The organism is Micromonospora tarapacensis (assembly GCF_019697375.1).
GTDB classification, from domain to species: domain Bacteria; phylum Actinomycetota; class Actinomycetes; order Mycobacteriales; family Micromonosporaceae; genus Micromonospora; species Micromonospora tarapacensis.
Map to the genome: position 1 here is coordinate 927,337 of NZ_JAHCDI010000003.1, position 13,140 is coordinate 940,476.

A 13,140-nucleotide genomic window follows, 5' to 3' on the forward strand; every position below is an offset into this window, starting at 1 on the left:
ACCTGACCCGGTGACCGGGCCGTTGTCCGACCCTGGTTGGCTGCCCGCATGACCTTGAGCACGGGCCGGCCCACCCGGGTGTGGGGCGGGGGCGCGGCGCACCGGCTCTACAGCGTCGTGATCTTCGTGCTGCTCGCCTCGCTGGACAACGTGGCGATCGGCCTGGTGCCGCCGCTGTACGGCTCGATCGCCGATGCGTTCGAGGTGCCACGGCGGCTGCTCGGCCTGGTCACCGCGGCCAGCTTCCTGGTCAGCGCGGTCGCGGCGGTCGGCTGGGCGTACTTCGGCGACCGCACCAACCGCAAGCCGCTGCTCATGATCGGCACGCTGCTCTGGGCGGCCGGCACGGGGGGCAGTGCGCTCGCCGGGAACTATCCCACCTTCCTCGCCGCGCAGTTGCTCGCCGCGGTCGGCCTCGGCGCGGTCGGATCGGTCGGCTATTCGGTCGTCACCGACCTGATCTCGCCGCGCCGCCGGGGTCTGGTGATGAGCCTCTGGGGGCTCTCCCAGGGCGTCGGCACGGTGGCCGGCACGCTGACCGGCGGGCTGCTCGGTGCGGTCGACTGGCGCCGGCCGTTCCTGCTGCTCACCGTCGTCGGGCTGGCCGCCACGGCGGCGTACCTGTTCACGTACGACATCCGGCGGGGACAGAGCGAGCCGGAACTGGCCGGAGCGCTCGCCACCGGCGCGGATTACGACTACCGGATCAGCCGCACCGACCTGCCGGTGATCCTGGGCCGGCGGACCAACCGGTGGCTCATCCTCCAGGGCCTCACCGCGCAGGCCGCGTTCGGCTCGCTGACCTGGCTGCCGTACCTGTTCGACGAGCGGGCTCGGGACCAGGGCTACTCGGCGGCCACCGCGATCGTGGTGGGCAGCGTCTTCGCCACCCTGTTCCAGCTCGGCGGGGTGTTCTCCATCGTCGGCGGGCTGATCGGCGACGCGCTGCAACGGCGTACGCCCTCCGGGCGGGCGCTGGTCGCGGCGGTCGGCATCCTCGCCGCGGTCCCGTTCTACCTGGTGTTGTTCTTCGTGCCGATCCGCATCGACGTGCCCGACGGCGCCGGCACCGGCGCGATCGTCGGGGCGGTGCTGGGCAGCGTGGTCACCGAGCCGACGGTCGGGCTGAGCCTGCTCGCCGCCCTGCTCGCGTTGGCGTTGACCTCGGCGAACTCGCCGAACTGGTTCGCGCTGATCGCCGACGTGAACCCGCCGGAGAACCGGGGCACCGTCTACAGCCTGGGCAACCTGGTCAACGGGGTGGGCCGGGCGGCCGGCAACGGCCTGGTCGGGGTGGCCTTCCACGGGTTGCGGGCGGCCTTCCCGCCGCCGTTGAACCTTGCCGTCGGGCTGGCCGCGTTCCAGCTCTTCTTCATCCCCACCGGCATCATGTACTGGCTGGCCGCCCGCACCTCGCCCAAGGACATCACCGACGTGAACCAGCTGCTGCACACCCGCGCCGAAAACCTGGACGAGAGGACAGGCCCCTCTTTGACGCCTGGTGGATAGCAGGGCCCCCGGTCAACGCGGCGCCTCGTCGCGCCGGAGCGACGGTTCCGGATCGAGGTTTCCGGCGGGTCAGAACGGGACCTGCTGGGTGAGGAGCCCCGTCCCGGCGTCGCGGCCGGACAGGATCCGGCAGAACTCGACGGCGTCGAGCGAGATCTCCTCGCCGCCGTCACCGGCGGTGTACCGGCCGCCAGCGGGGCCGTCCAGACGAAGCCGGAACGGCTGGCCGTGCCGGCGGGCCCATTCTGCGGTGACGTCCGCGACGATGCGTCCGTCGTGGTCGGCGGTGAGGATCAGTGGTTGCCCGCTCGCCCGGGCGATGTCCACTCGGTGCATCCAGGCGTCACGGGTGAGGATGACGTCGAAGAGGTGGCCCAGTCGCGACGGCTCGGTCGTGCCGTCGAATTCCAGCTTGATCGGCAGCCGGCGCAGGGGCGCGGGCAGGCGGCGACGGGATCGGGCACCGCGGGGTGCCATGGTGGCGAGCCGCTCGACCAGTTGCGTCGGGGTGAGATGGGCACGGTCGGATACCTGCACCTCGGTCATGCCGTCGATGACCGGCCGACCGCGGGCGGCCTTACGCGCGCCGAGTTGCACGTGCACGAACTCCCGGGCCGACGAGGTGAACTCCCACATGCCGAGCACATGCGCGGCCACGTCGCGGACCGGCCAGGTCGGGCAGTCGGTGGGCCGGTCCCAGTCGGCGGGGCCCAGCGCACGGACGCAGTCGACGAAGCGCTGGTTCTCCTCCGCGGCGAGGATTGCGGCCTCCTGGCGGCGTAGCGGCGGCACCTGGTCGATCACCACGGTCGAGGCTGCCATCACGGCTGTTTCCCTTCGGTGCGACGCGTCACATGGGCGTAGTACATCTCCGCGGCCTGATCGGTGAGCCGTGCCCAGCGGTCACCGCCGGGATCGTTGGAGATCTGCTGGTCGGTCAGACCGGTGCTGATCGCGGTGAGCAGGTCGAGGTCGGCCGGGTCGGTGACGCCGATCCGGTGCAGCCGGTCCCGCAGCTCGGCCAGGATCTGCACGGCGAGGGCGTACGACTCCGGGGTGGGCTCGAAGCCGGGGATCGTGCGTTGGAACAACAGTTCGTAGCGGGCGGGGTTCTCGGTGCAGAAGCGCATGAAGAACCGCATCCCGATCTTCAGGTCGGGCACCGGTTCGCCGGTGAGCTCCAACTTCTCGGCCCGCGCCAGGTACTCCCGGCACCCCTGGGCGAACATCGCGTCGTAGATGGCGTGCTTGGAGTCGAAGTACGAGTACAGCGACGGAGCCTGCATGCCGACGGTCCAGGCGACATCACGCAAAGTGATGTTGGAGAGTCCCTCGGCGCTGGCCACCTGCCATGCCGCCTCGATGATCTCCGTGATCATCACCGAACGGCGTTCGAGCTTCCTATCGATGTTCGCTTTCCCTAACATGGTTAGGATCGTCGGGCATGGTGAGACGGGATGTCAAGAGCTCATCGACTCGTGACACCCAGCGCCGGTCGCTCCTACCCCTGGACCCAGACCGTCACGTCGGTGGGGACCCGGCCGGACTCGTCGAGCGGAGCGCTGCTGAGCAGCAGCTCACCGGCGGGCACGTCGACGGCGGCGGCGCCGAAGTTGGTCAGGACGACCAGCTCGCCGTTGCGGAAGGCCAGCACCTCGTCGCCGGAGGAGAGCCACTCCAGCGTCCCCCGGCCCAGCCCGTACGTGCGGCGCAGCCGCAGCGCGACCCGGTACATCTCGTACGTCGAGCCGGGCACCCCGCGCTGGCGGTCGAGCGCGTACTCGGCCCAGACCGGCGGCTGCGGCAGCCAACTCGCGTCGGTCGGCCCGAAGCCGTACGACGGCGCGTCGGCCTCCCACGGGATCGGCACCCGGCAGCCGTCCCGGCCACGCTGGGTGTGCCCGCTGCGTTCCCAGGTCGGATCCTGGCGGGCCTCGTCGGGCATGGTGGTGTGCTCCGGCAGCCCGAGTTCCTCGCCCTGGTAGAGGTACGCCGAGCCGGGCAGGGCGAGCATCAGCAGGGTGGCCGCCCGGGCCCGCCGCAGGCCGGTCGCCGCGTCCGGCTGCTCGTCACCGAGGCCGATGCCGTTGGGCCGGGGAGTGCCGACCGGCAGACCGAGCCGGGAGGCGTGCCGCACCACGTCGTGGTTGGAGAGCACCCAGGTGGTGGGTGCGCCGACCGTGTCGGTGGCCGCCAGCGAGCGCGTGATCACCGCGTACTGGGCGGGGGCCGTCCAGGAGGCGAGCAGGTACTCGAAGTTGAACGCCTGGTGCATCTCGTCGGGGCGGACGTACCGGACCAGCCGTTCGGCCGGCTCCACCCACGCCTCGGCGACCAGGATCCGCTCACCGGGGTAACCGTCCAGCAGCCGCCGCCACTCCCGGTAGATCTCGTGTACGCCGTCCTGGTCCCACATGGGCGGGCGGGGCTTGTCCGCCTCCTGCCCGGACAGGATCTCCTGCGGTTCCTGCCAGTCGGCCAGGTCGGCCTGCTTGATCAGGCCATGCGCCACGTCGACCCGGAAGCCGTCCACGCCACGGTCCAGCCAGAACCGCAGCACGTCCAGGAACTCCGCGCGCACCTCGGGGTTGTCCCAGTTCAGGTCGGGCTGGGCGGAGTCGAACAGGTGCAGGTACCACTGGCCGTCGGCGACCCGGGTCCAGGCCGGGCCGCCGAAGACGCTCCGCCAGTCGTTGGGCGGTTCGGCACCGTCCGGCCCGCGGCCCTCGCGGAAGACGTAGCGCTGCCGCTCGGCACCGCCCGGTCCGGCGGACAGGGCGGCCTGGAACCAGGCGTGTGCCGAGGAGGTGTGGTTGGGCACCAGGTCGACGATCACCCGAATCCCGCGGGCGTGGGCCTGCGCGATGAGGTCGTCGGCGTCGGCGAGCCTGCCGAACAGCGGCTCGACACCCCGGTAGTCGGCCACGTCGTACCCGGCGTCGGCCTGCGGCGACGGGTAGAAGGGGGAGAGCCAGACGGCGTCGACGCCCAGCTCCGCCAGGTGGCCGAGGCGAGCGGTGATGCCGGGCAGGTCGCCGATGCCGTCACCACCGGAGTCGGCGAACGAGCGCGGGTAGATCTGGTAGATCACGGCCTCCGTCCACCAGCCGGTGGCCGGGTTGGCGGGCGGGGCCTGGTGGGTCGTGTTGTCGTTCAGGGCGTACTCCCATGGTCGAACCGTGCGGGCCGGCGGTCCCGGCGACGGTGATGCCTGCCGTTCAGTGTGCCCGCGCGGGTGCGGTCGATTCACGCACGACCAGCCGAGTGGGCAGGATCACCGCCGAATCGGGTGTGATCAGGCCGGCGGCGGCGGTCCGGCTACAGAGCGGGTCGAGCAGCATCTTCGCCGCCAACTGGCCCTGCTCCGCCGCCGGCTGGGCGATGGTGCTCAGGCCGAGCACGCCGGAAAGGGCGTGGTCGTCGATGCCGATCACGCTGACATCCTGTGGGACTCGCAGGCCGGCGTCGCGTAGCGCGGTCAGCGCCCCCATCGCCATCTCGTCGCAGGCCGCGAAGATGGCCGTCGGCGGATCGCCCCGGCGCAGCAGCTCCTCGGTGGCCCGGGTGCCGCCGGCGATGTCGAAGCGGGACTCGGCGTCGAGCTCCGGATCCGGGTGCAGCCCCGCCGCGCGCAGCGCCTCGTGGTAGCCGCGGCGGCGGTCCAGGTGCGCGGTGAAGGCGAGCTCGTCGTCGGGATCACCGGAGATGTGCGCGATCCGGCGGTGCCCGAGATCCAGGAGGTGCCGGGTCGCGGTCCGCGCCGCGGCCACGTCGTCGATGCGTACGCAGGGCCAGCCGGGCACGCTCGTGCCGGAGCTGATGGTCACCCCGGGCAGCTCCAGCGCGGCGAGGGCGGTCAGGTCGGTCCCCCGCAGCGGTGTGGCGACCAGCATGATCGCGTCCACCCGCTTGTGCAGGCTGGCGGCGGTCAGCAGGCGCTGCCGGTTGTGTTCTCGCCCGCCGAGGTTGTGCAGCAGCAGGTCGTAGCCGGCCTGGTGGAAGAAGTCCTCGACCGCCTCGACGACCACTCCGAAGAACCAGCGGGTGATCCGTGGAACCACCACCGCCACGGTGCCGGTCCGGCCGCCGGCCAGCCGCGAGGCGCTCGGCGAGACGGCGTACTGCAACTGCTCGGCCGCGGCCAGCACTCGCCGGCGGGTCGCCGCGGAAACCGTCGGCAGTCCGCGCAGTGCCCGGGAGACGGTGGCCGTGGAGACTCCGGCCAGCCGGGCGACGTCGTCGATCCTCGTCACGGTGGAAACCCCGCTCAGGTCCCGCCGTGGTGCCGCCGCGGGCGGCGGCACCACGGGCGGATCAGCCCTTGACGCTGCCGGCGAGCAGCCCTCGGACGAAGTAGCGCTGCAACGACAGGAACACGATCAGCGGTACGACGATCGAGACGAACGCTCCGGCGGTCAGCCGTTGCCACTCGTTGCCCCGGGTGCCGGCCAGTTCGGCCAGCCGGACGGTGAGTGGTGCGGTGACATCGCTGCCACCGGCGAAGATGAGTGCGACCAGCAGGTCGTTCCAGACCCAGAGGAACTGGAAGATGCCGAACGCGGCCAGGGCGGGTGCGATCAGCGGCAGGACGATGGTGCGGAAGATCTTGGGGTGGGTGGCACCGTCGACCCGGGCCGCCTCCATCAGGTCCTTGGGCAGTTGCGAAACGAAGTTGTGCAGCAGGTACACGGCGAACGGGAGGGCGAAGCAGGTGTGCGCGAACCACACCTGGGCGAAGTTCTGCGCGCCGTCGAGGTTCCAGGCGGGCATCAGGGTGACGCCGCCCAGGCTGACCCCGCGCGAGAAGAAGCTCAGCAGCGGCACCAGGGCCATCTGCAGCGGCACGATCTGCAGCGCGAAGATGCCGATGTACACCCAGTCCCGACCGCGGAAGTTGATCCATGCCAGCGCGTACGCGGCCAGGGCCGCGAACGCGAGCGGGAACAGCACCGCCGGCAGGGTGATCACCAGGGAGTTGACGAAGTAGCCGGCGAGCTGCCCGGATGACGACGACTGCCCGAACAGCACATCCTGATAGTTGTCGAGGGTGAACTGGGGATCCCGGAAGAACGTCCACCAGCCGGAGGTCTTGATCTGGTTCTCCGGCCGGAAGGAGCTGACGAGCAGACCGAAGGTCGGGATGGTCCAGACGACCGCGATGATGATGGCGATGAGGCTCGCGGCACGGGTGTTGAGCCGCTTGCGTACCCGGGACGCCCGGGTCGACTGCTCGCTGGTGGCCTGGCTGCCGGCGGCGACCGGGGGAGTGGTCGTGGTCATCTCAGGCCTCCCGTCGCTGCTGGCGGATGTTGCGGATCTGGAAGATCACGATCGGTACCACCAGGACGAAGAGGAAGACCGCCAGGGCGGAGCCCTGACCGTTCTGGCCGTACCGGAACGCCTGGTTGTACATCTCGTTGGCGATCACGCTGGTGTCGTAGTTGCCGTTCGTCGTGGTGCGGACGATGTCGAAGACCTTCAGCGTGGCGATCGAGATGGTGACCACCACCACGATCAGCGCGGGCCGGATGCTCGGCAGGGTGATCTGCCGGAACATCTGCCAGGGGCTGACCCCGTCGAGGCGGGCGGCCTCGATGATGTCGGCCGGGATGGCCTTGATCGCCGCGGAGAGCACCACCATGGCGAAGCCGGCCTGGATCCACACCATGATCACGAGCAGCAGCAGCGTGTTCAGCGGTGAGTCGAGCAGCCACTGCCGAGGCTCGCCGCCGAGGCTGACCATGATCTGGTTCAGCAGGCCGATCTGTTCCTGCTCCTGGCTGCGGAAGGCGTACACGAACTTCCAGATGATGCTGGCGCCGACGAACGAGATCGCCATCGGCATGAAGATCAGCGACTTGGCCACCGCCTCCAGCCGCACCTTGTCGACCAGCACGGCGTAGAGCAGACCCATGCAGCTCGCCGCCAGCGGCACCAGGGTGACCCAGACCAGGGTGTTGAGCAGCACCCGCACGATCGCGTCGTCGGCGAACATCCAGCGGTAGTTGTCCAGGCCCACGAAGTTCTGGCTGCTGCCGTCCATGAAGGACAGCAGGGTGGTCCGGAGCGCCGGGACGACCAGACCGATCATCAGCAACAGCACGGTCGGCAGCAGGAAGAACAGCGCGAACAGCCCTTCCCGGGGCTTGGCCCGCCGACGCGGCGGCGCCCCGCTGGCGGACGCGGCGACGAATCGCGCCTCGCGGCGCCGGGCGAAGAAGGCCGGTACCGCGTCGAGCAGCATGAGCAGACCGCCGACCACCACCGCGAAGGCGATCAGCCCCCACAGCAGCATCATGAGTTTCGGCGTCTGGTCGGCGAAGTCGAAGTTCATCAACCCTCCCAGGGGTTCTCGGCAGAGCCGGTGGGCCGGTCCGCGATCGCGGACCGGCCCACCGCTGGGCTCACTTCCAGCTGCTCTCGATGCCCTGGAGTACGGAGGCGGTGTCGCCGCCGTTGATCCACTCGACCATGCCCTTCCAGAAGGTCCCGGCGCCGACGGCGGCGGGCATCAGGTCGGAACCGTCGAACCGGAAGACCGAGCTGTCGTCCTGGAGGATCTCCACCGACAGCTTGTCGATCGGGTTGGCGACGTTGGCCAGGTCGACCTTGTTGTTCGCCGACACCCAGTCGCCGATCTTCGCCCGGCTGTTGGCGTGCTCGCCCGATGCGAGGTAGGTCTGCACCGCCTGCACCTCGGGACGGTCGTTGAAGGCCGCCACGAACTCGCCGCCGCCCAGCACCGGCTTGCCCTTGGCCGGGTCGATGGCCGGGAAGTAGAACGCGAAGACGTCGCCGTCCTCGGCCACCCGGGTGCCCTCCGGCCACTGGTTGGCGTAGAACGAGGCCTGGCGGTGCAGCGCGCAATTGCCGGCCGTGATCGGCACGCCGGCCTCCTGGAAGGAGGTGGTGGCGATGCTGCGCACGCCGCCGAAGCCGCCGTTGACGTACTTGTCGTTCTTCAGGATGGTGCCGGCGCGGTTCAGCGCCTCGGCGACCCGCGGGTCGTTGAACGGGATCTCGTGCGTGGTCCACTGGTCGTAGACCTCGGGGGTCTGCGTCCGCAGCATCACGTCCTCGATCCAGTCCGTGGCCGGCCAGCCGGTGGCCTCACCGGACTCGATGCCGGCGCACCACGGCTTGACGCCGCTGTCGGCGATCGTGTCGCTGAGCTTGATCATGTCGTCCCAGGTGGTCGGGACGGTCCAGCCCTTCTCCTGGAACATCTTCGGCGAGTACCAGACGAACGACTTCACGTTCGACCCGAGCGGCGCGCCGTAGAAGGTGCCGTTGACGGTGCTGTACTTCAGCCAGTCGGCCGGGTAGTTCGCCTCGGCCATCGCCTTGGTCTCGGCGCTGGCCGCCTTCACCTGGTCGCGCTCGGCGAACCGTTGCAGCAGGCCGGGCTGAGGGATGAAAGCCAGGTCGGGGGCGTTGCCACCGTCGACCCGTACGGGGAGCTGGGCCTCGAACTCGCCACTTCCCTCGTGGTTGACCGTGATGCCGGTGCAATCCTCGAACTGCTTCCAGGACTGGGCCAGGCGGTCGGCCTCGATGTCCCGGATCGACGAGTAGATGGTTACCGTCTTGCCGTCGTGGCCCTGGTACGTCTCGTACGGGGCGCACTCGGCGGAATCGGCGTCGCTGGTGCCGCCGTTGCTGCTGCTTCCGGTGCCGCAGGCGGTGGCGCTGAGCGCCAGTCCGATCGCGCCAGCGATCGCGAGGGCCTGGCGTGGCCTGGCAAAGATCGCCATGCCGTCCTCCTTCCTAGCCGGCGCCGGCCGGGATCGCGTCCGGTTGACCTGGCGCCGGTCCGATGGGCGTTGTCACATGTAAGCGCTTGCATCGGGGTGCGGTCCACCCTTGGACGGACACGACCGAGTAACAATCCGGAAACCTGGCGACGCGGATTGGGCGCGCTCCCAGCGGCCCTATCCACCCTCACCGATAAGTGAAGAATCTTTTTCGTTCGAACCGGGCCGACAGAAGATTTCCGGCATCGGAGCGGTTCGATGGGCAAACTTGGCCGGATCGATCGGTGATGCGGCTCAGCCGTTCAGCCGCCAGACCGAGTAGTCGAGCGACGCGGCGAAGGTGACCCAGGCCCAGTAGGGCAGCAGCAGCGCCGCCGCCGCACGGCTGGCGCAGACCGGGCCGAGCAGCCAGGACGGCGGCGACCAGGCGGGCCGGTCGAGGCTCGCGTACTCGTCGGCGGCGAGGACCGCCGCCGCGAACACGGCCCCCACCCGCCACTGACGTGCGCCGTCCCGGCGCCCGGTCGCTGCCGTCGTCGTCCGCATGGCGGGAGGTTCTCCGGCCGGCGGGGGCGGCAAACCTGTCATCGCGAACCCTCGGGAGTCCCGACCCGCCGCAGACGGCACGCCGGGATCGCCGCGTCCGGTGGCTCCTGTCGGGAGGACGGAGTTCCGGTCACGACGACCCCGGCGGGTCCGTCACGCGACGCCCTGCGCCGCGATGTCAATTGAAGATGCTGACACCACCCGGGCCGACGAGCAGCCCGACGACGATGAGGACGATGCCCCAGAGGATCTGCCGGCGGAACAGCGCGAGGATGCCGGCAACCACCAGTACGACTGCGAGAATCCAGAGAATCAGCTCCATGTTTGCTGAATACCCCCGACGCCGACCCCGGAAACCTCCCCCTGATCAAGGTGGTCACCCAGGTGGAAGACGCTGTACGCCTGCTTGATCACCGGGTGGGCGACGTTGCGGACGCGTACCCCGCCCGGCGTGGTGCCCCGCTCTGAGCCGTGGTGTGCGTGCCCGTGCAGGGCCAGCGCGGTCGGCGCCGAGTCGATCGCCTGTCCCAACTGGTAGCAGCCCAGGAACGGGTAGATCTCCAACGGCTCGCCGGCCAGGGTGTCCGGCACGGGCGAGTAGTGGCTCAGCGCCACCAGCACGTCACACTCCAGCGAGCGCAGCGCCTCGCCCAACCGGTCGGCGCTCTCGGTGGTGGTGCGGACGAACGCCTTCATCTCCGGCTCGCCGAAGTCGCTGGCGCACCGGCCGGCGAAGCCGCCGCCGAAGCCCTTCACGCCGGCGACACCGAGCCGGCCGCCGGGGCAGTCCAGCACCACACCGTCGCCTTCCAGCACGGTGATGCCCGCCTCCGCCAACGTGCCTACCACCTGTGGCACCTGGTCGCACTGGTGGTCGTGGTTGCCCAGCACGGCGATCACGGGGACCCCCAGCCCGCCGAACTCCCGGGCCACGCAGCGGGCCTCGGCCTCGGTGCCGTGCCGGGTCAGGTCACCGGCGAGCAGCAGCACGTCGGCGCTGGCGGGCAACTCCTCCAGGGCCGGCCGGAAGCGGCCGACCACGTCCTCGTCCAGATGCACGTCGCCCACGGCGGCGATCCGGATAGCCATCGAACCTCCTCAGGGCAGTTGCTCGATCTCCGTGGGCGCCTGCGCGCGGATCACCCCGATGTCGCTGGTGATCGGCACGTCCGGGAAGCGCTCGGCCACCCGGCGCAGGATCTCGTCCCGCCGGTGCGCGCTCTCCACCTCGCCGTACAGCACGAGGGCACGTTCGGTGCGGACCACGGTGATCCCCTGTTCGGCGACGGTCGGATCCTCGGCGAGCAGCCGGTGGATCTCCGCCTCGACGTACTCGTCAGGTGGCCCGGCGCCGGAGCCGCGGTGCACGGTCACGGTCTCTCCCTCCCGTCGGCCGTGCCGGGGTCCGGCACGACGTCCAGCCTGTCCAACAGCACCAGGAACGACTCGGCGTACGGCGAGTGCTGCGTCTCCTTGCGTACCCGTTCCCAGTCGATCTGCTCGCGCAGCGACCGGGCCAGCGGCAGCCCGCGCGCGAAGTCGCAGTAGTGCTGGGAGAAGCTCAGCAGCTTGTGCACCATCAGCTGGGTGGCCGACAGCACCGGCATGTTAATGGCGTCCACCGGACGCATCACCGTGTCGGCGAAGGTCTCCTCGGTCACCGGAGTCTCGATCGGGCGGTGGATCAGGTCCACCATCCGGCCGCCGTCGTAGACCTTGACCAGCCAGTCCTCCGGTGGCCGCTCGGCGGTGAAGCCGGTCTGGACCAGCGCCTCCAGCGCTGCCTCGACGTCCGGCTCCCGGATGAGGAAGTCGACGTCGTGCTCGCTGGAGTGCCCGCCGTGCGCATACACGGCGAAGCTGCCGCCGAGGGCGAACGGGATCTCCGACTGTTTGAGCACGGCGGCGACCTTCTTGAGGGTGTGCAGGAGAGTCTCGTCGTCGCGCTCGGCCATCTCGCCTCTCCCGTCGACTGGTCGGATGACACCGGTGGGATCCCCGGTCGGTACCCGGCAATCCGGTCGTCCACACCTGCGGCGCTCGTGGAAGGGTGCGAACAGGGATCAAAGGCATGGATGACGCAGAAGCTCGGGCGTGGGTCGGATAACCTGTGGAGGGTGGCCAGATCGACGGGAGTCCCCGGATCAACGGGAGGCAGGTGCGGCAGCGCCCGGCTACGCACCGTGGCCCTGATCGGCATCGACGGCTCGGGCAAGACCACTCAGGCGTACCGGCTCGCCGAGGCACTCGGCGCGGCCGGATATCCCGCCACCTATCACCGCAACGCGGGCGGCCGGCGATGGCTCGGTCGAGCCGCGCTCCGCCTCGGCCGGCCGGACGCCCAGCGGCTCCTCGGTCGCGACGGAATGCTCCTGGTGGAATCCGCCCTGCGCTGGCTGGCCATCGCGATGGCGCTGCTCGGCAGCCTGTTCACCGGCCGGGTGGCCGTGATGGACAGGTACGCCGCCTGCCAGTACGCCAGCCTCCGGGCGCACGGCGGGCACCGCTGGGAGCGCCTCGTCCGGGCCGCCTACCGGCTGTTCCCCCGACCGCAGGTGACGTTCCTGCTCAGCGTGGAGCCGGGCGAGGCATACCGGCGGATCGAGCGGCGCGGCACCGACCACGAGAGCCTGGACTATCTGACCGCCGCCGATCTCGCGTACCGCACGTTGCCGGAGCGCCCGACGTTCGTGCCGGTGGACGCCGGTGGGCGGCCCGAGGACGTCGCTCGCGAGATCCAGCGGCACCTGGCCGCCTGGCTGGCGGCCGGCGGTGAGCCGGCGCGGGCCGAGGCGCGGACGCCGGGACGGCCGTCCGGCCTGATCCCCCTTCAGGCCCGGCCGTAGACCGGTACGGCCGCGCCGCTGGTCGGCGCCGACTCGTCCGACGCGAGGAAGCGGATCACCGAGGCGATCTCCGCGGGGTCGACCCAGCGCGTCTGGTCCGCGCCGGGCATCGCGTCCCGGTTGGTCGGCGTGTCGATGACGCTGGGCAGGACCGTGTTGCAGCGGACCCCGGCCGTCCGGTACTCCACCGCGACGGCGGAGGCGAAGCCGAGCACGGCGGCCTTCGCGGTCACGTAGCCGGCGACACCCGGGAACGGCGCGACGGCCGCCCGGGCCGCGACGCAGACCACCGCGCCGCCGCCGGCGCCGACCAGGTGGGGCAGTGCGGCGCGGGTGACCAGATGGGTGGGGCGGAGGTTGACGGTAAGCATCCGCTCGAATTCCTCGATCGGGGTCTCGTGCACCAGCCCGGTGCTGGCGTAGCCGCCGACGAGGTTGACCACGGCGCGCAGTGGCGCCTCGGGATCGCCGGCCGCCACCTCGGC

At 70.5% G+C, this 13,140-nt stretch carries 15 protein-coding genes; 2 read left to right on the top strand and 13 right to left on the bottom strand.

The features are described from left to right. Positions 1–48 precede the first annotated feature (48 nt). Positions 49–1,509 (top strand): MFS transporter, encoded by a 1,461-nt coding sequence (locus KIF24_RS05195; protein ID WP_221082973.1) that lies wholly within the window; start codon positions 49–51, stop codon positions 1,507–1,509. 69 nt (positions 1,510–1,578) lie between these two features. Here KIF24_RS05195 and KIF24_RS05200 read toward each other — a convergent pair whose 3' ends face one another. The 12 genes from KIF24_RS05200 to KIF24_RS05255 all read right to left on the bottom strand — a co-directional run bounded on the left by KIF24_RS05200 (position 1,579) and on the right by KIF24_RS05255 (position 11,764). Then, a complete protein-coding gene (locus KIF24_RS05200) occupies positions 1,579–2,331 on the bottom strand; it encodes a maleylpyruvate isomerase family mycothiol-dependent enzyme (protein WP_221082974.1) in 753 nt (250 codons plus the stop codon). Then, complete coding sequence (locus KIF24_RS05205; protein ID WP_221082975.1) at positions 2,331–2,888, bottom strand: TetR/AcrR family transcriptional regulator; 558 nt, start codon at positions 2,886–2,888, stop codon at positions 2,331–2,333. Before KIF24_RS05205 ends, KIF24_RS05200 begins: the two co-directional genes overlap by 1 nt. Positions 2,889–3,010: 122 nt before the next feature. Then, positions 3,011–4,666, bottom strand: a complete 1,656-nt coding sequence (locus KIF24_RS05210; protein WP_221083187.1) for a glycoside hydrolase family 13 protein — start codon at positions 4,664–4,666, stop codon at positions 3,011–3,013. Positions 4,667–4,727: 61 nt separating this feature from the next. Further along, positions 4,728–5,762 carry a LacI family DNA-binding transcriptional regulator gene (locus tag KIF24_RS05215; protein WP_221082976.1) on the bottom strand — a complete coding sequence of 345 codons (1,035 nt, stop codon included), beginning with the start codon at positions 5,760–5,762 and terminating at the stop codon, positions 4,728–4,730. A gap of 61 nt (positions 5,763–5,823) precedes the next feature. Beyond that, entirely contained in the window at positions 5,824–6,789 is a 966-nt protein-coding gene (locus KIF24_RS05220; protein ID WP_221082977.1) for a carbohydrate ABC transporter permease, read from the bottom strand. Between the two features lies 1 nt (position 6,790). After that, positions 6,791–7,843 (bottom strand): carbohydrate ABC transporter permease, encoded by a 1,053-nt coding sequence (locus KIF24_RS05225; RefSeq protein ID WP_221082978.1) that lies wholly within the window; start codon positions 7,841–7,843, stop codon positions 6,791–6,793. 70 nt (positions 7,844–7,913) lie between these two features. Beyond that, positions 7,914–9,263: an ABC transporter substrate-binding protein gene (locus KIF24_RS05230; protein ID WP_221082979.1), complete on the bottom strand. Its 1,350-nt coding sequence runs from the start codon at positions 9,261–9,263 to the stop codon at positions 7,914–7,916. Positions 9,264–9,557: 294 nt separating this feature from the next. Beyond that, positions 9,558–9,809, bottom strand: coding sequence for a tryptophan-rich sensory protein (locus tag KIF24_RS05235; RefSeq protein WP_221082980.1), 252 nt, complete (start codon positions 9,807–9,809; stop codon positions 9,558–9,560). 178 nt (positions 9,810–9,987) lie between these two features. Next, on the bottom strand, positions 9,988–10,131 hold the full coding sequence (locus tag KIF24_RS05240; RefSeq protein WP_007464364.1) for a GPGG-motif small membrane protein: 144 nt from the start codon (positions 10,129–10,131) through the stop codon (positions 9,988–9,990). Next, entirely contained in the window at positions 10,122–10,898 is a 777-nt protein-coding gene (locus KIF24_RS05245; protein ID WP_221082981.1) for a metallophosphoesterase family protein, read from the bottom strand. Before KIF24_RS05245 ends, KIF24_RS05240 begins: the two co-directional genes overlap by 10 nt. 9 nt (positions 10,899–10,907) lie before the next feature. Further along, positions 10,908–11,183, bottom strand: coding sequence for a BON domain-containing protein (locus KIF24_RS05250; RefSeq protein ID WP_407939877.1), 276 nt, complete (start codon positions 11,181–11,183; stop codon positions 10,908–10,910). Further along, positions 11,180–11,764 (bottom strand): nucleotidyltransferase, encoded by a 585-nt coding sequence (locus KIF24_RS05255; RefSeq protein ID WP_221082982.1) that lies wholly within the window; start codon positions 11,762–11,764, stop codon positions 11,180–11,182. Before KIF24_RS05255 ends, KIF24_RS05250 begins: the two co-directional genes overlap by 4 nt. Before the next feature lie 153 nt (positions 11,765–11,917). Between KIF24_RS05255 and KIF24_RS05260 the strand changes: the two genes are divergently transcribed. After that, positions 11,918–12,655: a dTMP kinase gene (locus KIF24_RS05260; RefSeq protein ID WP_407939892.1), complete on the top strand. Its 738-nt coding sequence runs from the start codon at positions 11,918–11,920 to the stop codon at positions 12,653–12,655. Here KIF24_RS05260 and KIF24_RS05265 read toward each other — a convergent pair. After that, positions 12,640–13,134 (bottom strand): SDR family oxidoreductase, encoded by a 495-nt coding sequence (locus KIF24_RS05265; protein WP_331461009.1) that lies wholly within the window; start codon positions 13,132–13,134, stop codon positions 12,640–12,642. The two genes, KIF24_RS05260 and KIF24_RS05265, sit on opposite strands and share 16 nt — an antisense overlap. Positions 13,135–13,140: the final 6 nt, after the last annotated feature.

Coding starts and splice junctions, on each gene's coding strand:
- KIF24_RS05195 (WP_221082973.1), top strand. CDS start 49: ATGACCTTGAGCACGGGCCGGCCCACCCGGGTGTGGGGCGGGGGCGCG.
- KIF24_RS05200 (WP_221082974.1), bottom strand. CDS start 2,331: ATGGCAGCCTCGACCGTGGTGATCGACCAGGTGCCGCCGCTACGCCGC.
- KIF24_RS05205 (WP_221082975.1), bottom strand. CDS start 2,888: ATGATCACGGAGATCATCGAGGCGGCATGGCAGGTGGCCAGCGCCGAG.
- KIF24_RS05220 (WP_221082977.1), bottom strand. CDS start 6,789: ATGACCACGACCACTCCCCCGGTCGCCGCCGGCAGCCAGGCCACCAGC.
- KIF24_RS05225 (WP_221082978.1), bottom strand. CDS start 7,843: ATGAACTTCGACTTCGCCGACCAGACGCCGAAACTCATGATGCTGCTG.
- KIF24_RS05230 (WP_221082979.1), bottom strand. CDS start 9,263: ATGGCGATCTTTGCCAGGCCACGCCAGGCCCTCGCGATCGCTGGCGCG.
- KIF24_RS05235 (WP_221082980.1), bottom strand. CDS start 9,809: ATGCGGACGACGACGGCAGCGACCGGGCGCCGGGACGGCGCACGTCAG.
- KIF24_RS05240 (WP_007464364.1), bottom strand. CDS start 10,131: ATGGAGCTGATTCTCTGGATTCTCGCAGTCGTACTGGTGGTTGCCGGC.
- KIF24_RS05245 (WP_221082981.1), bottom strand. CDS start 10,898: ATGGCTATCCGGATCGCCGCCGTGGGCGACGTGCATCTGGACGAGGAC.
- KIF24_RS05255 (WP_221082982.1), bottom strand. CDS start 11,764: ATGGCCGAGCGCGACGACGAGACTCTCCTGCACACCCTCAAGAAGGTC.